This is a genomic window from Methylobacterium sp. BTF04 (assembly GCF_010692745.1).
Taxonomy (GTDB): Bacteria; Pseudomonadota; Alphaproteobacteria; order Rhizobiales; family Beijerinckiaceae; genus Methylobacterium.
Genome location: NZ_JAAHTB010000054.1, coordinates 1 through 18,085, shown reverse-complemented (window position 1 = coordinate 18,085; position 18,085 = coordinate 1). Strand labels below are relative to the sequence as shown.

At 66.8% G+C, this 18,085-nt stretch carries 19 protein-coding genes and 5 pseudogenes; 10 read left to right on the top strand and 14 right to left on the bottom strand.

Going from position 1 to position 18,085, the window contains the following annotated elements; genetic code table 11:
* Nucleotides 1-30: 30 nt before the first annotated feature.
* The 4 genes from G3T14_RS20745 to G3T14_RS20730 all read right to left on the bottom strand — a co-directional run bounded on the left by G3T14_RS20745 (nt 31) and on the right by G3T14_RS20730 (nt 3,790).
* Nucleotides 31-636, bottom strand: a complete 606-nt coding sequence (locus G3T14_RS20745) for a diacylglycerol kinase family protein (protein ID WP_163644433.1) — start codon at nt 634-636, stop codon at nt 31-33.
* A 28-nt stretch (nt 637-664) separates the two neighbouring features.
* Nucleotides 665-1,708, bottom strand: a complete 1,044-nt coding sequence (locus G3T14_RS20740; RefSeq protein ID WP_163644432.1) for an NAD(P)/FAD-dependent oxidoreductase — start codon at nt 1,706-1,708, stop codon at nt 665-667.
* Nucleotides 1,705-3,180 (bottom strand): FAD-binding protein, encoded by a 1,476-nt coding sequence (locus G3T14_RS20735; protein WP_163644431.1) that lies wholly within the window; start codon nt 3,178-3,180, stop codon nt 1,705-1,707. Before G3T14_RS20735 ends, G3T14_RS20740 begins: the two co-directional genes overlap by 4 nt.
* 202 nt (nt 3,181-3,382) lie before the next feature.
* The gene (locus G3T14_RS20730) at nt 3,383-3,790 is read right to left on the bottom strand and encodes a hypothetical protein (RefSeq protein ID WP_163644430.1); all 408 of its coding nucleotides are present in this window, start codon (nt 3,788-3,790) and stop codon (nt 3,383-3,385) included.
* A gap of 228 nt (nt 3,791-4,018) precedes the next feature.
* On the opposite strand from G3T14_RS20730, the gene G3T14_RS20725 reads away from it, so the two are divergent.
* The gene (locus G3T14_RS20725) at nt 4,019-4,669 is read left to right on the top strand and encodes a BON domain-containing protein (protein WP_163644429.1); all 651 of its coding nucleotides are present in this window, start codon (nt 4,019-4,021) and stop codon (nt 4,667-4,669) included.
* Nucleotides 4,670-4,881: 212 nt separating this feature from the next.
* Entirely contained in the window at nt 4,882-5,700 is an 819-nt protein-coding gene (gene cysQ, locus G3T14_RS20720) for a 3'(2'),5'-bisphosphate nucleotidase CysQ (RefSeq protein ID WP_246733460.1), read from the top strand.
* Here the strand turns inward: cysQ and G3T14_RS20715 are convergent.
* Together G3T14_RS20715 and G3T14_RS20710 are read right to left on the bottom strand one after the other, a co-directional pair.
* The gene (locus G3T14_RS20715) at nt 5,653-7,221 is read right to left on the bottom strand and encodes a bifunctional aminoglycoside phosphotransferase/ATP-binding protein (protein WP_163644427.1); all 1,569 of its coding nucleotides are present in this window, start codon (nt 7,219-7,221) and stop codon (nt 5,653-5,655) included. The genes cysQ and G3T14_RS20715 overlap by 48 nt on opposite strands.
* A 161-nt stretch (nt 7,222-7,382) precedes the next feature.
* Nucleotides 7,383-8,201, bottom strand: a complete 819-nt coding sequence (locus G3T14_RS20710; RefSeq protein WP_163644426.1) for a universal stress protein — start codon at nt 8,199-8,201, stop codon at nt 7,383-7,385.
* 208 nt (nt 8,202-8,409) lie between these two features.
* Between G3T14_RS20710 and G3T14_RS20705 the strand changes: the two genes are divergently transcribed.
* Both G3T14_RS20705 and G3T14_RS20700 read left to right on the top strand, forming a co-directional pair.
* Nucleotides 8,410-9,237 carry a universal stress protein gene (locus G3T14_RS20705; RefSeq protein ID WP_246733459.1) on the top strand — a complete coding sequence of 276 codons (828 nt, stop codon included), beginning with the start codon at nt 8,410-8,412 and terminating at the stop codon, nt 9,235-9,237.
* A 26-nt stretch (nt 9,238-9,263) separates the two neighbouring features.
* Nucleotides 9,264-9,872 (top strand): DUF1003 domain-containing protein, encoded by a 609-nt coding sequence (locus G3T14_RS20700; protein ID WP_163644425.1) that lies wholly within the window; start codon nt 9,264-9,266, stop codon nt 9,870-9,872.
* Between the two features lie 58 nt (nt 9,873-9,930).
* On the opposite strand, the gene G3T14_RS20695 is transcribed toward G3T14_RS20700, so the two are convergent.
* Both G3T14_RS20695 and G3T14_RS20690 read right to left on the bottom strand, forming a co-directional pair.
* Nucleotides 9,931-10,254: a cytochrome c gene (locus G3T14_RS20695; protein ID WP_163644424.1), complete on the bottom strand. Its 324-nt coding sequence runs from the start codon at nt 10,252-10,254 to the stop codon at nt 9,931-9,933.
* Between the two features lie 139 nt (nt 10,255-10,393).
* Entirely contained in the window at nt 10,394-10,738 is a 345-nt protein-coding gene (locus G3T14_RS20690) for a hypothetical protein (RefSeq protein ID WP_163644423.1), read from the bottom strand.
* 138 nt (nt 10,739-10,876) lie between these two features.
* Here G3T14_RS20690 and G3T14_RS20685 point away from each other — a divergent pair, with 138 nt between their 5' ends.
* The 6 genes and pseudogenes from G3T14_RS20685 to G3T14_RS20660 all read left to right on the top strand — a co-directional run.
* On the top strand, nt 10,877-11,527 hold the full coding sequence (locus G3T14_RS20685) for a BON domain-containing protein (protein ID WP_163644422.1): 651 nt from the start codon (nt 10,877-10,879) through the stop codon (nt 11,525-11,527).
* Between the two features lie 66 nt (nt 11,528-11,593).
* Complete coding sequence (locus G3T14_RS20680; RefSeq protein ID WP_163644421.1) at nt 11,594-11,977, top strand: hypothetical protein; 384 nt, start codon at nt 11,594-11,596, stop codon at nt 11,975-11,977.
* Nucleotides 11,978-12,024: 47 nt separating this feature from the next.
* Nucleotides 12,025-12,228, top strand: coding sequence for a DUF2934 domain-containing protein (locus tag G3T14_RS20675; protein ID WP_163644420.1), 204 nt, complete (start codon nt 12,025-12,027; stop codon nt 12,226-12,228).
* A 39-nt stretch (nt 12,229-12,267) separates the two neighbouring features.
* Nucleotides 12,268-12,600: a hypothetical protein gene (locus G3T14_RS20670; RefSeq protein WP_163644419.1), complete on the top strand. Its 333-nt coding sequence runs from the start codon at nt 12,268-12,270 to the stop codon at nt 12,598-12,600.
* 64 nt (nt 12,601-12,664) lie between these two features.
* Entirely contained in the window at nt 12,665-13,219 is a 555-nt protein-coding gene (locus tag G3T14_RS20665; RefSeq protein ID WP_163644418.1) for a cytochrome b/b6 domain-containing protein, read from the top strand.
* A 5-nt stretch (nt 13,220-13,224) separates the two neighbouring features.
* Nucleotides 13,225-13,611 (top strand): annotated as a pseudogene (locus tag G3T14_RS20660) (VIT1/CCC1 transporter family protein); the annotation flags it as partial.
* A 34-nt stretch (nt 13,612-13,645) separates the two neighbouring features.
* On the opposite strand, the pseudogene G3T14_RS20655 reads toward G3T14_RS20660, so the two are convergent.
* The 6 genes and pseudogenes from G3T14_RS20655 to G3T14_RS20630 form a co-directional block, all read right to left on the bottom strand.
* A pseudogene (locus tag G3T14_RS20655) lies at nt 13,646-13,894 on the bottom strand (transposase); the annotation flags it as partial.
* 239 nt (nt 13,895-14,133) lie between these two features.
* Complete coding sequence (locus G3T14_RS20650; RefSeq protein WP_163644417.1) at nt 14,134-15,165, bottom strand: IS110 family transposase; 1,032 nt, start codon at nt 15,163-15,165, stop codon at nt 14,134-14,136.
* A 67-nt stretch (nt 15,166-15,232) separates the two neighbouring features.
* Nucleotides 15,233-15,889, bottom strand: a pseudogene (locus tag G3T14_RS20645) (IS3 family transposase); the annotation flags it as partial.
* Nucleotides 15,890-15,941: 52 nt separating this feature from the next.
* Nucleotides 15,942-16,190 (bottom strand): annotated as a pseudogene (locus G3T14_RS20640) (transposase); the annotation flags it as partial.
* 239 nt (nt 16,191-16,429) lie between these two features.
* Nucleotides 16,430-17,461: an IS110 family transposase gene (locus G3T14_RS20635; RefSeq protein ID WP_163644417.1), complete on the bottom strand. Its 1,032-nt coding sequence runs from the start codon at nt 17,459-17,461 to the stop codon at nt 16,430-16,432.
* 67 nt (nt 17,462-17,528) lie between these two features.
* A pseudogene (locus tag G3T14_RS20630) lies at nt 17,529-18,085 on the bottom strand (DDE-type integrase/transposase/recombinase); the annotation flags it as partial.

Below are 18,085 nucleotides of genomic sequence, written 5' to 3'. Positions count from 1 at the left end.
CCAGATCACCGCGCCGCCTGACCGCCTCCGTCACCCAAAATCCCGCATAGCTCCCCGGCAGGTCTCGGTCCGGCCATCCGCGAAAATGGTCAGCCGGCGTAACGGCAGGCGCCGCAGCATTCGGAACGCTGCCAGCGCCATGGCGCTCCATCTCGACCTTCCACTCCCCTTTTCTTGGCGATCACGATCAGTCACCATGTAAGGGTAGATGCCGACCGATGAGTTATTGACGAAAACTTTGCCGTTGACTTCGGCGACGTCCACCTCCCTCACGCAGCCGACCGCAATCACACCCACGGCTTCCTCGATGTCGATGGGGATGGCGAGATCCTTTGCGAAATGATTGAGCGTACCGAGAGGAATGACACCGAGCCGAATGCCCGTCCCTGCGAGCACCCCGGCGACCGTGCTTACCGTTCCGTCGCCTCCTCCGACGGCAACCCCGTCGACAAGGTTGTTCTTCGCGCTCAAGACCGCCGCGCGGGCGGCTTCCGCCACTCCGACGCCCTTCACAACGATCAGTTCGGCGCACATGGACCGCCGCTCGAACGCGGACGTGATCTCGTTCGCCACCTCGCCAGGCACGCGTTGCCGCGAAGCTCCAGCCCCGATGTTGAACACTACGGCGAAGCGCAACCTCTCGCCTGCGGATGCATTCGGCAATTCAGGTTCCGATCACTGTCGCGGCGTCTGGTTCAATCCTGTCGAACGGCCCGAGCGGCGTCACACCCAACGTCTTTACCCTTGGGACGCCAGGAACTTGCGCCGGGACCGCGGCCGAGAGGGGTTCCGTTGAATGGGCCAGGACCCTGTCCAGTCGGTTGTGGATGGCGGTCGCGGCTATCGCGGCCTCGCCATCGGCGACCGCTATCTGGTTCAGGCCGCGGACGAGGTCGCCGGCCGCGAACAGGCCACGGATCGAAGTTTCCTGGTGTCCGTCAACGAAAAGCCGGGTCGTGGCATCGACCTGCGCGCCAGCGGCGACGGCCAGCATGGACTGGGGAACGATCCCGAACGCCGAATAGACCCTGTCGAATCTGTGCGTGATCCCGTCCGCGACGCCGACGGCGATGACACCGCTCGTGTCCAGGGCCACCGATCCCACCACGACCGGAAGGGTCGCTATGTCTGCTGCCAGCAGGGCGGCACGCGTAGCCGAGGACAATCCCCCGTCTCCGGATGCGGGCATCAACAGGGTGACCTGCTCCGAGAAGGTCCGGATGAACAACGCCTCGGCAGCGGCATGCTCGCCGTTTCCGAGCACGGCAATCGACTTGCCGATGGCTTCGTAGCCATCGCAGATCGGACAGGTTCGGATGAGCCCACTCTTTACCGCTTCCGCGACATGAGGGAGGGGGGGATTGTTCTCGACCACGCCCGCCGCGAGAAGGACGGTTCGCGCGGCCACCTCGGTCTCGCCCACTTTTGCGAGGAACAGACCATCGGCGTCGCGCCGCAGTCCCTCGACCGTGCCGTGCTCCAGCGTGGCGCCATACCGACGTGCCTGCTCGCGCATCCGGGCCAGCAGGTCCGGGCCGGAGATGCCCTCCGGAAAGCCCGGCAGGTTGTGGCTGAGCGTGATCCACTTGGCGCGGCTCCACCCCTTGTCAACGGACAGCACGCTGCGGCGGAACCTGCCAAGGTAGATCGCGGCGGTCAGTCCGGCTGGCCCGCCGCCGATGACGAGGCAATCGAGTACGGGGGTCATGATCGCGCCGTACCATCGCCGTCCGCGCCTTGCGCGGCGTTACGCCCGGCGACCCGCCCGAAGGCGAAGCACTCCGCGATGTTGCCTCCTCCCTGGTAGAGGAAGGAATAGATCGAGCCGAGCTCGCCGGCAGAGAACAGGCGACCGATGGGCTCGCCGTCGACGCCGACGATCCGCGCATGCGCATCCCGCCTCGGCCCGCCTTGGGTGTTCACGAAGGCCGGGGTCAGCTCCATCGCGTAGAACGGACCCGTCTCAAGCGGGGCGAGGGTATTCGCCTTCCGGCCCCAATCCGGGTCGTATCCCTCGCGCGCGTCAGCGTTGAAGCGCGCGACCGTGTCCGCCAGCGCATCCGCCGGTATGCCGATCAGGTCCGCCAGGCCAGGCAGCGTAGCGGCCGTCTTGATCCAGCCCTTCGCCACCTCGCGCAGGTTGTCGTCGCTCCAGTCGTAACGATTGCCGTGACTGACGTCCCAGTCCGCCCCGGCCTTTCCGATGTGTCCCGACTTCCGGTAGGTCTCGTCGAAGATCATATGGATCGGCAGGGGCAGGGACTGCTGCTGCCACTGTCCGTGCCGCCTCACCTTTCCGTGGGCGTCGCCGACCGAGCACGGCTCGCCCTCCATCGTGAAGCGGCCTCCGTCGGCGCCGACGAAGATATAGCTTTTCCCATGCGCCAGGTTCAGCCACTGGGCGACCGGGATGTCGGGCGCCTTGAAGGACAGGATCGGGCCGGAGACGTTGTTCATGTGCCAGAGGTCGGCACCGACCTCGATTCCCATGCGGATGCCGTCACCCGTGTTGTAGGGCGTCCCCACAGGGTAGACCGTGGGCAGGCCCGTTACGTAGTTGCGGACCATCACGGGGGCGTTCTCGAACCCGCCGCACGTAAGCACGACGCCGCGTCGGGCCCGGATCGCGATGCGCTTCCCCAGCCGTTCCGCCGTCACGCCGAGGATCTCGCGTCCGTCCCGAACGAGGTCGACGACAGGCGTCTCGTACAGTGTGTCGATGCGGCGGGCGTCGACCGACGCCTCGATCAGGCGCCAGAGCCGTTCGCCGCCGACCGGCCCCTCGCCGTTCAGCAGGACGTGCACGCAGTCCGATCCAGCGAACTCCGGGAACTCGACGTAGGGGATCTCGACGGGGACCATGCCCAGGCCTTCGAGCCACGCCTTGTTGGCCAGCATCTCTCGTGCCCAGACATCCAGCATCTCGTCCGGGATGTCGTCCATGTAGGGTCCGGCCATTGCCCGGAAGTAGGTCTTGGCCTTGTCGATGTCGTTTGGCCAGAAGACGATGTTGGCGGAGACACGGCTGTTGCCGCCCTTGTGGGCTTCTGGTGCCTTCTCGATCAGAAGCACCTTGGCGCCCAGGTCGTGCGCGGTCATCGCCGCCGTCGCCCCGGCGAAACCGTAGCCGACGACGATCACGTCCGCCTCCTCGTCCCAATGCGTCGGTGATGCGGTCATGGTGATCGCCTTCGTTCCGATGGTTAAAATGGCCAGACTAAAGAGGCGCCCTTCGATTTTCGGACCGCGTCCCGGATACGACCGTGTCGCGTCGTCGAAGGGCGATGAACCGGGCAGAGCGAACGCGTGGAAGCCTCGGGCACGTGCGATGTCCCGCTGAAGCTGTCCGGAACGACCTATCGGGGTCGGGAGGTCGTGCCCGTCAGGCGAGCTTCGGAATGCCGACGGGCAGGCCCCAGGCCCGTTGCTCGTAACCGCCGGATTCGTGGATCTCGTGCGGATGGGGATCGACCGGACCGGGGGAGAACGGGCCGAGGTCGTCCGGGATCACGAGGTCTTCCGAAGCGGGATGGACGGGCACGGCATGCCTCGGCTTGGATGCCGGCTGCGATCCGACGCCCGTGCCGTCCTCGACGGCCATCGCGTCGGCGAGCCGCTCGACCGCGTCCAGGGCGGCGCCGATCCTGCCCGCCTGAATGCAGATATCCCCCTCCTCGATCCGGCAGGCGTCGTCCCCGGTCCACCAGCGCCCGTCGTCGATCAGGCGGATCAACGCGCCAAGGCGGTCATGCTGCTCGGTCAGTGCCTCGACGGGGCTGGGACGGATCATCTTCGGCTCCTTCTCGCCATGGCCGAACGCGAGGCGTCGACCGTTCTGGCGTGAAGGTCACCGTAACTTCCGGGCCGACCTCGTCCTTGCGGTGGATCAAGGACCGCACCGGTCCGGCCTCCTATGTTGGCCGGATGCCGGGACATCCCCCTCCGACATGGACGGCGACCATCGCCGCCCGGGGGGCATGGGTGCCGAGCGGTTCATCGCATCGTTACGGAGATCCCCATGTCTAGCGACACCAGCCTGCAGCACCGGGTCACGGCCGAACTCATCTGGGACCCGGCGGTGACCTCTTCGGAGATCGGCGTCACCGCCAAGGACGGCATCGTCTCCCTGTCCGGCCAGGTCGAGACGTATGACGAGAAGATGGCTGCCGAAGCCGCCGCCCGTCGCGTCTACGGCGTCAAGGCCATCGTCATGGAGATCGAGGTCGACGTGCCCCTCTCCTTCAAGCGCTCCGACGTGGACATCGCGACGACCGCCGTCGCGCGCCTCGCCTGGAACGTCGCCGTGCCGCCGGACTGCGTCTCCGTGGAGGTTTCCAAGGGCGTCATCACCCTGACGGGCGAGGTCGACCACCATTTCCAATTCGAGGCCGCAGAGCGGGAGTTGCGTCACCTCTGCGGCGTGGTGGAGGTCAACAACCTCATCACCGTGCGGCCCCAGGTCGACGTCGCGGCCGTCAGCGACAGGATCAGCGAGGCGCTGGATCGCTCGTGGCTGTTCGACCCTAGGACCGTGACCGTGACCGCCGATGGGGGAACCGTCTTTCTCGGCGGCACCGTACGCTCCATGCAGGAGCGCCGCGAGGCGTTGGGCGCGGCCTGGGCGTCACCCGGCACCACGGCGGTCGTGAACAGCATCGGCGTCGTGTGAACGACGGAACTTTCGGGCCAAGCACTCCAGGCCCGGCCCGGGTTTTCCGAAGACGAGAGGCAAACCGACCGTGACCAAGAGCCATCACGATCACGGCCATTCCACCGACGCTCAAGCGCCTGGGAGCCAGTGCGCTCCAATGGGCACATCGTGAAGAGCGGGTCCGTATCCGATTGCCGTTGCTGACCCCGGTATCCGAGGGGATGGGTTCGATGCCGCTCGACACGCTGGCCCAATCACTGGTTCGGATCGCGATTGCGGCGGGCGGACCCGTGGCGTCCGTTTATGCCCACGGTTGCGCGACGCGGTGGAAGGCGGACGGGTCCCCTGTGACCGAGGCCGATCTCGCGGCCGAACGACTGATCCTGGAAAGGCTCGCCGCGGCGTTCCCGGGAATCCCGGTGGTCGCGGAAGAGAGCGTCGCGGCCGGGCACAGATCCGAGCTCGGCCTGCGCTTCCTCCTCGTCGACCCCCTGGACGGGACCCGTGAGTTCATTGCGCACCGCAACGAGTTCACGGTCAACGTCGCCATGATCGAGGATGGCAGTCCCATCGCCGGTGCCATCTACGCCCCTTTGCTCGGGCAGGCGTGGTTCGGCGGGACATCGAGTTACACGGTCCCGGCTCCGCCCGGTTCGGAGGCCGCCGACCTGACCGGCGCCCGTCGTATCAGGGTTCGCGCGCCACCCGACACGGGCCTCGTTGCGCTCGTCAGCCGCTCGCACGCGGATCCCGCAACCGAAGATTACCTCTCGCGGCTGCCGCTGACAGAGCGCCGTCCGATGGGCTCTTCGCTGAAGTTCTGCCGCATCGCCGAGGGCCTGGCGGACGTCTATCCCCGGTTGGGCGGCATCCGGGAATGGGACATCGCCGCAGGGCATGCCATCTTGCTGGCCGCCGGTGGGACCATGACGGCCCTGGACGGGGCACCGCTGCGCTACGGCGATCCGGGCGGGGACTTCCGGTTTCCCGGGTTCCTCGCCTCAGGCGGGTTCAGCCTTCCGGCTTTTGGTCCTGCCGTCGCCATATGAGGGCGACGATGCCAGGATCGCGTCCCTGGTCGTCGCCGGATCGGCCCCTGCGGCGAGATGCTTCCAGGCGATGGTCCCGCAATCGCGCCCGACCTGTTCAAGGAGCACCTCGGCCGTCGCGTCCGACGGGTCGTTCCGCCGGTCGGTAATCCGGGATGCAAGCAGTCCGGTGGTGGGCGCCTCAAGCCAGACACCCCGGAAGGAGACACCGGCTGTCGCGGCAATCGCCTCGATGGACGCGCGCTCGGAGGGCCGGTCGAACACCGCATCGGCGATGACTGCACACCCGCAGGCCAACGCTTGGCCCGCCTCATCCCTGAGGGAGGCGTAGACCCTTGCCGACACCTCGGGCTGATAGGCGGACGAGGGTAGGCGTGTCACAGCCGAAACGCCGTAAGCATGTTTGCGGATTCGGTCGCTGTTGAGCACGCGGGCGCCCGGCGGCGGGCCGAGACGGGACGCCACCCGGGCCGCCACGGTCGACTTGCCCGACCCGCTGAAGCCTCCGACCGCGAGCAGCGTCGCGTCAGAACCCGCCAGCAGCGACAGTGCAAGGTCGTGATAGGCGCGTGCCTCGGTGAGCGTATTCGCGGCCTTGTCAGAGGGCTGACCGGCGGCCTGGGCCGCCGTGACATGGCTACGGATGGCGGCGCGGACAGCCATCAGGAAAGGCAGCGTTCCGATACCGGAAGCCTCGTCCGTCTCGTCGAGGTAGCGATTGAACAGAAGATTGGCCAAGTCGGCCCGGTCGCGATGCCAGAGATCCATCAGCAGGAAGGCGAGGTCGTACAGGACGTCGATGGTCGCGATGTCATCGTCGAACTCGATGCAGTCGAACAGCGTCGGCACGTCGTTGACGAGGCAGATATTGCGCAGGATGAGGTCGCCGTGACAGCGGCGCACCTTTCCGGCCAGACGCCGCTCCTCAAGCATGGAGGCGTGCCGTTCGAAGGCATCTTGGAAGGCGGCGCGAAGGATGTCCGCGGCCGCGTCCGGGACGAGGGCCACGGCGCGGAGCGAGCGGTCGTTCATGTCGATCACCGCGGCGATGCCGGCCGCACCCCCGTGATCGAGGCTGACCGCCGCCCCGCGATGGAACTCCGCGATGCGGTGCGCGAGGTCGGTGATCAGCGCCGGTGTCAACACATCGCGCTGCGCCAGGTCGTCGAGCAGGTCGTGCTGCGCGAAACGGCGCATCTCGACGACCGCGTCGACGAGGGGGCCGGTGCCGTCGAAGGCCAGTCGCCCGTCGGCCTCCCGGGTGATCCGGCGGACCCCGAGGTAGAGTTCGGGCGCCGTGCGACGATTCAGGACGAGTTCGGCCTCGCAGAAGGACAACCGGCGACCGGCGGTGGAGAAATCCAAATAGGGAAAGCGAACCGGGCGCTTGAGCTTGAACGCACGGTCGCCGGCCATGAGGACGGTCGAGATATGCGTCGTGATGGTGTCGACCGGAAGCCCCTGGAGGGCTGCCTCGCCCTGGAGGAAAGCGACGGTCTCGGCCTGATCCTCGACGGTCATGGGCGCTCCACCGAAGTCGGTGGCGTCATCAGCGGCTCAGATCCCGACCCGCGGACTGGAATCCGCGGCCGGCCGCTCGCCTTCGTGTCGATGAAGCGTTCGCGCAACCAGCTCATCCAGGCCATTGAAAGTACTCTCGTCATCCCTGGACCTCGCTCGGGTCAATGGGACATCAGGCAACAGACCGGGCTGTGATCGAGGAGGTTGCGCGTGACGCCGCCGAAGAACCATTCCCGCAGGCGGCTGTAACCGAAGGCCCCGCTGACGATCAGGTCCGCCTTGAATTTCTCGGCGGCGTCGAGGAGGGCCTCGGCCGTCCCCGCGCCTTCCGTTACCATGAGGACTCCCACGGCTTTGACGCCGTGCAGGCCGAGATAGGCCACGACGTCGTCCAACTCGGTCCGGTCGCCGTCCACCGTGACCTGGACGACCTGGACTTGTTCGGCGAGCGTCAGGAACGGCATCGCATCGGAGATCGCCCGGCGGCTCTGCGGGGTGTTCTTCCAGGCCACGACCACGCGGGTCGCCAACAGACGCTCCACGCCGTGCGGCACGACGAGGATCGGCCGCCCCACCACCATCAGCGCGTCACCGGGTCCGACGGCGGCTGCGAGATGCGGCAGGTCGTTCTTGCCCTGACGCCCGACCACGACGAGATCGGCCGCCCGCGATTGCTCCGCGAGGAACGTCAGCGTTTCCCTGAGCTCGGAACGCCAATCGATCCGCTCCGCCGGCCGGGCCGCGAGGCGGAAAGTCTCTTCCGCCTGGCGCAACTCACCGAAGGCTTTCTGGCGGAGGTCCTCGATCCCGTAACCGGTCGGCACAGACGTCTCCCCGAACCCCCGCGGGTAGTCCGGCTGCCATGCCGCGACGCCGATGAGGCGTGCATCGAGCCGTCGCGCGAGATGCGCGGCTACACCAATCCGCGGAGCCGTCCGCTGCCCGGGGTCCACGGCGACGATGATGCTGGCATACGACATGGGGGACCTCCGGTGACGAGGGGGGACCATGCCGGTTTGCCGGGCATCCATCGTTGATCCAGCGCAAACCCGTTCTGGGTGGCGAAAGGCCAGGCATCGTCGTCCGCCGACGATGGACCGGTACGATTTCCGGCCTCGCCCTTGCGCTGGGTCAAAGCCGGCACCCTCGCGGACGGGCACTGTCAGGTTTCCCGCAGCCGAGCGAGCCATGCCGTCCATGACATTCGCGAGCATCATGGTGTCCGTCGATCTGGCAGGTGATGCGACCGGACGTATCAAGGTCGCGGCCCATCTCGCGGATGCTCTCGGGGCCCGGACGATAGGCATCGCCGCGCAGGCGCCCGACCATGTCACCGCCCATGTCGGTCCGATGGGCGCCTTGGCCTTCCTGCCGACCCTTTCGCGACGGGCCGTCTCGGACGGGCTCGCCAGGGCGGAGGAACTGTTCCTCGCGGCCGTCGGCACCCGGAGCCGGGTCTCATGGCGCTCCGCCCTCGAACCAGGGCTCGCCTTCCTGGCAAGCCAAGCCCGGGCCGCCGACCTCGTCGTCGTCGGGCGAGGATGCCCGGACGGGGCGTCCGAATACCCCTTGCCCCTCGACGCCGCATCCGTCGTCCTCGCAACGGGACGTCCGGTGCTCGTCGTGCCGCCCGGCATCGACTACCTCGAAGGCCGACGCGTCATGGTGGCGTGGAAGGATACGCGGGAGGCCCGTCGCGCGGTGCTGGACGCACTCCCGATCTTGCGCCTGGCGAGCCGGGTAGATGTCGTCGGGGTCACACACGAGGGCCGTGTTTCCGGCGTCGCCGACGTGGTCGCCTACCTTTCAATGCAGGGCATCCTCGCAACTTCCGCCGAGCACCCGTCCGAGGGAGGCGGCGACGCGGAAGCCCTGCTCGACCTGGCGTCCGAGGGCGCGACCGACCTGATCGTCATGGGGGCCTACGGTCATGGGCGCTTGCGGGAGGCCGTCCTCGGCGGCGTCACCCGGGATGTTTTGCGCCGTTGCCCCGTCTGCAGCTTCCTAAGCCACTGATGACCGAGCAAGCCCCGACGAGCGGTATGATCCCTCCCGCGAATGCCGATGAAGCCGGAAAGCCGCCGGTCGACGGTGCGGTCACCCAGCTGGCCAGACAGTTGATGGAAGCCGGATTGGAAGGGCTATCCGAACGCGAGCGGCGGGTGATCCTTCACATCGCCAAGCGGCGACACGTGTCCCAGGACATGAACCGTGTCCTCGTCGAGCGCCAGACGTTCGGCGAGCGCCTCGCGGACCACGTCGCCCAGTTGGGCGGCTCGTGGGACTTCATCCTGGTCTTCACGGGAATGCTGGTCGCGTGGGTCGTGGTGAACACCGTCGTCCTGGCCCGCGCCGGCGCCTTCGACCCCTATCCCTATATTTTCCTGAACCTGATCCTGTCGATGGTCGCCGCCCTTCAGGCACCGGTGATCCTCATGTCGCAGAACCGCCAGGCGGCGCGGGATCGGATGGCGGCCGGTCTCGACTACGAGATCAACCTGAAGGCGGAGGTCGAGATCATGGCCCTGCACGACAAGCTCGACCGCATCCGGATGGAGCGCCTCGAAGGCATGCTGGCCGAGCAGTCGACGCGGATCGAGGCCATCGCCAAGGCAGTCGGCGCCGGCGCCGCGAAGGCGACGCCTCCCTGACGTGTTCCCGATGTCCGCTTCCCATGGATTCAGGTCGGAAGCCTTCATCGCGGGGCGCTCATCGCTCCAGGGACTTCAGGTAGGCCAACACGTCCGTGATCTGGTCGGGTGCGAGCTCGAACTGGGGCATGGTCGGATGCCCCGTGGTGATGCCCTCCGCCAGGGCCTCGCCGAGGTCCTCGACCGGATACTTCGTATGGAGGTCCCGGAATGCGGGTGCGATGGCCAGCGGGCTCGCCCCGATCCGTCCCACGGCATGGCAGGTGGCGCAGTTCGCGCCGACGAAGGTCTTGCCACGTTGTACCTGGCCATCCGTGGCCGCCGCCGCGACCTGTAGGAGGCCGGTCATGAGCAGCGCCGATGCGGGAAGGCGAACGGACATGGGAAGGCTCCGGGTTCGGATGATGCCATGCAGCGCCTCGCACCGGACGCGTTCATGAAGCGAGGCCGGCGGGCCCCATCGACGTGGAAGGTCTAGGCGTCGGGTCGGCTCGGCGGTACGGCGACGACCGTGACGTCGTTCAGGATACGAGCCACATCAGGCAGACGACGGTTGCAGATCCGATGACGGCGAGCCCCAGCATCCGCAGGCTCTCCGCCAATGGATCGAGCGATGCCGCAGTCGGCGCCACTCGCGTGACGGCGGCATTAGTCAACGATGCGACGTACGTGTTCATGACCGAGAGACCTCTGACTTCCGATCGCGCCCTGTTACGGCCGACCACGACCCAGGGATGGCCGCGTTGTCGGGCCCGGTCTTTGATCGAGATCAACCTCGGTGTTCTCGGCGGACCCGCGCTCGCCGCCCAATTCCCTTGTTCGGTCATCAAAAATTCCGGTGACGCCTGATCCTTGCGCTGGATCAAGGAACGCTCCGGTTCCGCCACCTACGTTCGCCGGATGCTGGGACACGCTTCGACGTCGGCGCCGGACAGCCTTGCATTGGGCAGGGTCGCGAAGCCCTTCCCCGCATCGTCGACCTCGGCTCGCCCAAGGAGATCACCATGTCCCACGACACCAGCTTGCAGCACCGCGTCACGGCCGAACTCATCTGGGACCCGGCGGTGACTTCCTCGGAGATCGGGGTCACGGCCAAGGACGGGATCGTTTCCCTGTCCGGCCAGGTCGGGAACTACGACGAGAAGCTCGCCGCCGAGTCCGCGGCCCGCCGCGTGGGGGGCGTGAAGGCCATCGTCCAGGAGATCGAGGTGAAGGTTCCCTTCTCCTTCAAGCGGTCGGACGTGGACATCGCGACGACCGCCGTCGCGCGCCTCGCCTGGAACGTCGCCGTGCCGCCGGACTCCGTCTCCGTGAAGGTGTCCAAGGGCGTCATCACCCTGACCGGCGAGGTCGAGCGCCACTTCCAATCCGAGGCCGCCGAACGGGAGCTGCGACACCTCTCCGGCGTCGTGGCGGTCAACAACCTGATCACCGTCCTGCCCCAGGTCGACGTCTCGGACGTAAGCGCGAACATCAGCGAGGCGCTGGATCGGTCGTGGCTGTTCGATCCCTCGAACGTCACCGTCACCGCTGATGGTGGGACCGTCCATCTCGGCGGGACCGTGCGTACCATGCAGGAGCGCCGCGAGGCGGTGGGTGCGGCCTGGGCCTCCCCGGGCACCACCGCCGTCGAGAACCGCATCAGCGTCGCCTGAACGAAGCTCGCCCTGCCGGGCGATGCGCACCGGCAGGGTCCCTCGTCCACGACAGAGGAACCGAACATGTCCAAGACCCACCACGACCACGACCATTCCAGGCATGGCGGCGCATCCGATACCGACGGTCATCGCATCGAGGGCGCAGCCGACGAGATCTTTGCACGGGCCCAGGACGCCGTCCGCGATGTCGCCGACCGGGCCACGCACCTGGCGGACGACACCCTTGAATATGGACGCGCCGGTATCCGGAAAGCCGAGCGGTCGACGCGCGGCGGGCATTCGCACGAAGGCCGTCACCGCGGGACGTCTCCCTTCGCCACCGCCCTGGCGGTCGGTGCCATGGGCTACGCCATCGCCACCCTGATCCAGGGGAGCTTGCGGAAACGTCGTCCCACGTCGGCGGGTGCGGTGCCGGACAAGCCCCTGCCCGCGGCACCTGCCGAGTGACCGCCGCAGTCCGTCCCCATCGACCATGATCCTTATGGAAATAGCGCATGACCCCCGAGACGAGACCGACCAACGGCGAGATCCGCGACCGCGCCTTCCACTTGTGGGAGCGGCGCGACCGCCCGCATGGCCACGCGGACGAGTTCTGGCTCCAGGCCGAACGGGAACTCCGCGGCGAGATGACCGGGCGACCGGTGCTCCCCGACGGGGACTTCGTCAGGAGCGGGTCGGGGTCCGATTGCTGCTGCTGAGACACGTGCACAGCCCGGTAGTCAAAGGATAAACCCGGCATGATGACGACCATCACATACCATGGGTCCGTCACCGACGAGACGCACGGGCGGGACCGCCACGACGTCCGCCTCACCGGGTCGATGGCGCGATCCGTCGAGACATGGTTCATCCGGCACGCCGATGCCGTCCGCTCGCCGGAACAGGGCGTGCCGGGCGAAATCCGGCTGGATGTCTTCGACCCTCCCACGGGATGGCTCGGCCGGTCCGAGGTGAGGGACATCCTGCTGCGCGTGAGGCTGGAGCGCCCGTGCGCCGGAGGCATGGCCTACGTCGACCTGCGCGGCGGTCACGATCCGCGGGACGAGGTCGTCGACCTGCGACGCCTTTAGGCCTTCCCGGTCATGTCCGTCGCCTTCGGTGGAACGGACGTGACCCCATCCTACAGGAAGCGACATGCCGTCACGACCGGACGTCTACGACCGCACCACCATCACCCTGCACTGGCTCACAGCCGGGCTCGTCCTGAGCCTGTGGCTGGTCGGCACCTTTCTGGAGGACCTCGTGCCGAGGGGGGCGCTGCGTTCGGGAATCTGGTCGGCCCACTTCGTCCTGGGTTTCGTCTTCCTTGGCGTCATCGTCGCGTCGTTGATCTGGCGCAACACGATGGGCCGCAAGCTTCCCGTCGAGGCCCCCGGTCCCTGGCACGTCGTCGCCAAGGCGACCCACGCCGCGCTCTACCTGCTGCTCTTCGTGATCGCCGGGCTCGTGATCGCCAACGCCTTCGTGCGAGGCGTCACCCTCGTCGGACCGATTGCCCTGCCGCAGGTCGGTGACCCGGAATGGCGCCGGCCGCTGACGCATTGGCACGGGATCGCGGCGAACATCCTGATGGCGGTCGCCTTCTTCCATGCCTCCGCGGCCCTGTTCCATCACTACCTCTGGCACGATGCGATCCTCCCTCGGATGCTTCCCGGATGCACTTCCGCTCCGCCCATCGAGAGACCCTGACGTCGATGCGCCCCGCCCATAAGGAAAACCACCTCATCGACCGCATCGGCTGGCTGAGGGCCGCCGTACTCGGCGCAAACGACGGCCTCGTCTCCACGGCGAGCCTCATCGTGGGCGTCGCTGCGTCCTCCGCCGCCGCCGGGGAGATCCTGGTCGCCGGCACGGCCGGCCTCGTGGCCGGGGCGATGTCGATGGCGGCGGGCGAATACGTCTCGGTCAGCTCCCAGTCCGACACCGAGCAGGCCGACCTCGCACGTGAGAAGAGCGAACTCGAAAAGGATCCGGCCGCGGAGCGGGAGGAGCTCGCGGGGATCGACGTGGCGCGCGGGCTCAACCAGGACCTCGCGCTGAGGGTGGCGGACCAACTCATGGCCAAGGATACCCTCGGCGCCTGGCCTGCCCCCATTCGGTGGCCCAGGTTTGAAGTTAGTGCATCGTTGGTCGCGTGACGATGGCGGGGTGAGCGGATAACACTGAGCCGCTCGGTTCCCTTGTCCAGATGACGACCTCCGGTGCAGGCGGTTTGTAGCCCAACGATGAGTGTGGGCGGATGGTATTGTAGTCTTTCCGCCATTGTTCGATCACGACGCTGGCTTCCTTGAGCGTGTAGAATACCTCGCCGTTGAGTAGCTCGTCTCGCAGCTTCGCGTTGAAGCTCTCGCAATAGCCGTTCTTCTTTAATCGACGATGCGCGTGTCAACGGATTTTGGGATCCCCCGTGGATCTCATGCTTCTCTTCGAGGTCGACCCGAGGTCGCCTCAGGATGGGGTGCTGAAGGGCGGCGGGACCAATCTCCCTTACGCGGCCTCGGCATCTGAGGATGCCGGGCACAGGAACGGCTCCGTCCTCGCCTAACCCTCGTCCCCACGGGGACACCATTCCGCGTCGTGCGCGGATCTCGATCGCGGTCGGCTCAGTTCGTGGTGAGCCGGCCCTGCGGTTGGAACACGCTTCCATCACGCCACATCCGATGCAACACGACGGCAAGGCGTCGCGCGAGGGCGACGCGCGCTTTCTGCAGCCCACGGCGCTTGGCGACAGCCAGGGCCCAGTTGCGCAGGGCCGAGGGCTTCGTCGCGTGCACCAGCATGCTTGTGGCGGCTTCGTACAGCGCGTGGCGCATGAGCGCGTCGCCGGTCTTAGTGATCGTGCCCGAGCGATCCGTCTCGCCCGACTGGTAGCGACGCGGCGTCAGGCCAAAGTGGGCGCCGACGTCGCGGGAGTGAGCGAAGCGCTCGGCCTGATCGACGGTCGCCCGGAAGGCCAGTGCGGTGATCGGGCCGACACCGGGTACCGTCATCATCCGGCGGCAGACCTCTTCCTCGCGTACAGCCTGTAGAACCATGCGATGCAGGGCTTCGCGCTGGCTCAGCAGCATGGCTTGTACGAGCAGGACGGGCTCTACCACCCGCAGCAAGCTCGGTCGGTCGGCGAGCAATTCGCGTACGCGTCCCGCGAACCCAGCGCGCCCCACGTGTCCCATCTTCAAGCCGAAGCCGCGCAGTGTACCGCGGATCTCGGCTTCGACGTCAATCAACTTGTTGACGAGTAGACGGCGCTGCGTGAGCAATAGGCGCCACTCCTGCGCCTGTTGCGTCTTCACGTGCACGGCCTTGAACCAGCCCGTGCGCATCAACTGCGCGATGCCGCGCGCATCCCCGCGATCGGTTTTGACAGGCATGGCGCCGAGGGCCGCCTTGGTGTGACGCGTCTCGATACAGATCGCCGGTAACCCATGGGCGACGAGACCGGCGTGAAGCCACTGCGAGAGCGGCCCCGCCTCCAGGCCGACGCGCTCGATAGCGAGGGCGGCTTGCCCAAGGTACTCGGCAATGGCGTCGGGATCGGTATCGAGCTTGGTCTCACGCACGATCTGGCCGGTGGCATTGAGGACGCACAGGCTGGTCTGGTCGAGGGAAACGTCGAGGCCAACATAGTCGGGCATGGGAGTAGCCTTTCGAATCGCTGGATCGGTCCGAAGAGCTTGCGCGACTCGGGACCGATTACGCCATCTCCCATGGACTGCCCGGCTCGATGTAGGCAGTCTTCGAGCCGACCGCTGCGATCCAGTCCTGAACGGCTTTGGCGATGAACTCCGGCCCGTTGTCTGAGCGGATATGACCCGGCACTCCGCGCAGGCTGAACAGATCCGAGAGAACATCGATCACGTCGAGTGCCTTCAGCTTGCGAGATACACGGATTACCAGGCACTCCCGGGTGAACTCGTCGATCACATTCAGCATTCGGTACTTGCGCCCATTATGCGTGCGGTGCTCGACGAAGTCGTAGGACCAAACGTGGTCGGGGCGCTCCGGCCGCAATCGTAGGCAGGAGCCGTCGTTGAGCCAGAGGCGTGCCCGCTTCGGTTGCCGAGCGGGGACCTTGAGCCCCTCTCGCCGCCAGATCCGTTCGACCCGCTTCAGGTTCACCGTCCAGCCATCGCGACGGAGCATCGCCGTGATCCGACGGTAGCCGTAGCGCCCGTATTGGAGGGCCAACGCGATAATCGCAGCCGTCATGGCGGCCTCGTCCTCGACCAGGACCGCGCATTTGCGCTGGGTCGAACGATGCTGACCCAGGACACGGCAGGCGAAGCGTTCCGAGACGCCATGCTCGGCAACGACGTAATCGACGCAAGCCCGGCGGCGAGCCGGGCTCAGAAGTTTCCCGCAGCCGCCTCCTTCAGGTGGCCTGCCCCCATTCGGTGGCCCATATTCGAAGTTAGTGCATCGTCGGTCTCGTGACGATGGTAGGGCGAGCGGACGGCCCTGATCCGCTCGGTTCGGTTGGCCAGATGACGACCTCTGGCGCAGGCGGCTGGTAGCCGAGCGACGAGTGCGGCCGGATGCCGTTGTAGTGCTTCCGCCATTGCTCGATCACGACGCTGGCCTCCTTGAGGGTGTAGAACACCTCGCCGTTGAGGAGTTCATCCCGCAGCTTCGCGTTGAAGCTCTCGCAATAGCCGTTCTTCTTTAATCGACGATGCGCGTGTCAACGGATTTTGGGATCCCCCGTGGATCTCATGCTTCTCTTCGAGGTCGACCCGAGGTCGCCTCAGGATGGGGTGCTGAAGGGCGGCGGGACCAATCTCCCTTACGCGGCCTCGGCATCTGAGGATGCCGGGCACAGGAACGGCTCCGTCCTCGCCTAACCCTCGTCCCCACGGGGACACCATTCCGCGTCGTGCGCGGATCTCGATCGCGGTCGGCTCAGTTCGTGGTGAGCCGGCCCTGCGGTTGGAACACGCTTCCATCACGCCACATCCGATGCAACACGACGGCAAGGCGTCGCGCGAGGGCGACGCGCGCTTTCTGCAGCCCACGGCGCTTGGCGACAGCCAGGGCCCAGTTGCGCAGGGCCGAGGGCTTCGTCGCGTGCACCAGCATGCTTGTGGCGGCTTCGTACAGCGCGTGGCGCATGAGCGCGTCGCCGGTCTTAGTGATCGTGCCCGAGCGATCCGTCTCGCCCGACTGGTAGCGACGCGGCGTCAGGCCAAAGTGGGCGCCGACGTCGCGGGAGTGAGCGAAGCGCTCGGCCTGATCGACGGTCGCCCGGAAGGCCAGTGCGGTGATCGGGCCGACACCGGGTACCGTCATCATCCGGCGGCAGACCTCTTCCTCGCGTACAGCCTGTAGAACCATGCGATGCAGGGCTTCGCGCTGGCTCAGCAGCATGGCTTGTACGAGCAGGACGGGCTCTACCACCCGCAGCAAGCTCGGTCGGTCGGCGAGCAATTCGCGTACGCGTCCCGCGAACCCAGCGCGCCCCACGTGTCCCATCTTCAAGCCGAAGCCGCGCAGTGTACCGCGGATCTCGGCTTCGACGTCAATCAACTTGTTGACGAGTAGACGGCGCTGCGTGAGCAATAGGCGCCACTCCTGCGCCTGTTGCGTCTTCACGTGCACGGCCTTGAACCAGCCCGTGCGCATCAACTGCGCGATGCCGCGCGCATCCCCGCGATCGGTTTTGACAGGCATGGCGCCGAGGGCCGCCTTGGTGTGACGCGTCTCGATACAGATCGCCGGTAACCCATGGGCGACGAGACCGGCGTGAAGCCACTGCGAGAGCGGCCCCGCCTCCAGGCCGACGCGCTCGATAGCGAGGGCGGCTTGCCCAAGGTACTCGGCAATGGCGTCGGGATCGGTATCGAGCTTGGTCTCACGCACGATCTGGCCGGTGGCATTGAGGACGCACAGGCTGGTCTGGTCGAGGGAAACGTCGAGGCCAACATAGTCGGGCATGGGAGTAGCCTTTCGAATCGCTGGATCGGTCCGAAGAGCTTGCGCGACTCGGGACCGATTACGCCATCTCCCACGGACTGCCCGGCTCGATGTAAGCGGTCGTCGATCCCACCGCCGCGATCCAGTCCTGAACGGCTTTGGCGATGAACTCCGGCCCGTTGTCCGAGCGGATGTGCCTTGGCACTCCGCGCAGACTGAACAGGTCCGAGAGTACGTCGATCACGTCCAGCGCCTTGAGCTTGCGAGATACGCGGATGGCCAGGCACTCGCGGGTGAACTCATCGATGACGTTCAGCATCCGGTACTTGCGCCCGTTGTGCGTGCGGTGCTCGACGAAGTCGTACGACCAGACGTGGTCGGGCCGCTCCGGCCGCAGTCGCAGGCACGAGCCGTCGTTGAGCCAGAGGCGTGCCCGTTTTGGCTGGCGAGCCAAGACCTTGAGCCCTTCGCGCCGCCAGATCCGTTCGACGCGCTTCACGTTCACCGTCCAGCCGTCACGCCGGAGCAAGGCCGTGACCCGACGGTAGCCGTAGCGTCCATACTGCAGAGCCAGGGCGACGATGGCGGCCGGAGCTATGCGGGATTTTGGGTGACGGAGGCGGTCAGGCGGCGCGGTGATCTGGG

Excerpts from the sequence above, each read along its gene's own strand:
- G3T14_RS20725 (WP_163644429.1), top strand. The coding sequence starts at position 4,019 with ATGTCTAGCGACACCAGCCTGCAGCACCGGGTCACGGCCGAACTCATC.
- G3T14_RS20635 (WP_163644417.1), bottom strand. The coding sequence starts at position 17,461 with ATGCCCGACTATGTTGGCCTCGACGTTTCCCTCGACCAGACCAGCCTG.
- G3T14_RS20710 (WP_163644426.1), bottom strand. The coding sequence starts at position 8,201 with ATGTCGTATGCCAGCATCATCGTCGCCGTGGACCCCGGGCAGCGGACG.
- G3T14_RS20700 (WP_163644425.1), top strand. The coding sequence starts at position 9,264 with ATGATCCCTCCCGCGAATGCCGATGAAGCCGGAAAGCCGCCGGTCGAC.
- G3T14_RS20740 (WP_163644432.1), bottom strand. The coding sequence starts at position 1,708 with ATGACCCCCGTACTCGATTGCCTCGTCATCGGCGGCGGGCCAGCCGGA.
- G3T14_RS20705 (WP_246733459.1), top strand. The coding sequence starts at position 8,410 with ATGCCGTCCATGACATTCGCGAGCATCATGGTGTCCGTCGATCTGGCA.
- G3T14_RS20730 (WP_163644430.1), bottom strand. The coding sequence starts at position 3,790 with ATGATCCGTCCCAGCCCCGTCGAGGCACTGACCGAGCAGCATGACCGC.
- G3T14_RS20670 (WP_163644419.1), top strand. The coding sequence starts at position 12,268 with ATGATGACGACCATCACATACCATGGGTCCGTCACCGACGAGACGCAC.
- G3T14_RS20735 (WP_163644431.1), bottom strand. The coding sequence starts at position 3,180 with ATGACCGCATCACCGACGCATTGGGACGAGGAGGCGGACGTGATCGTC.
- G3T14_RS20695 (WP_163644424.1), bottom strand. The coding sequence starts at position 10,254 with ATGTCCGTTCGCCTTCCCGCATCGGCGCTGCTCATGACCGGCCTCCTA.
- G3T14_RS20685 (WP_163644422.1), top strand. The coding sequence starts at position 10,877 with ATGTCCCACGACACCAGCTTGCAGCACCGCGTCACGGCCGAACTCATC.
- cysQ (WP_246733460.1), top strand. The coding sequence starts at position 4,882 with ATGCCGCTCGACACGCTGGCCCAATCACTGGTTCGGATCGCGATTGCG.
- G3T14_RS20665 (WP_163644418.1), top strand. The coding sequence starts at position 12,665 with ATGCCGTCACGACCGGACGTCTACGACCGCACCACCATCACCCTGCAC.
- G3T14_RS20680 (WP_163644421.1), top strand. The coding sequence starts at position 11,594 with ATGTCCAAGACCCACCACGACCACGACCATTCCAGGCATGGCGGCGCA.
- G3T14_RS20715 (WP_163644427.1), bottom strand. The coding sequence starts at position 7,221 with ATGACCGTCGAGGATCAGGCCGAGACCGTCGCTTTCCTCCAGGGCGAG.
- G3T14_RS20675 (WP_163644420.1), top strand. The coding sequence starts at position 12,025 with ATGACCCCCGAGACGAGACCGACCAACGGCGAGATCCGCGACCGCGCC.
- G3T14_RS20650 (WP_163644417.1), bottom strand. The coding sequence starts at position 15,165 with ATGCCCGACTATGTTGGCCTCGACGTTTCCCTCGACCAGACCAGCCTG.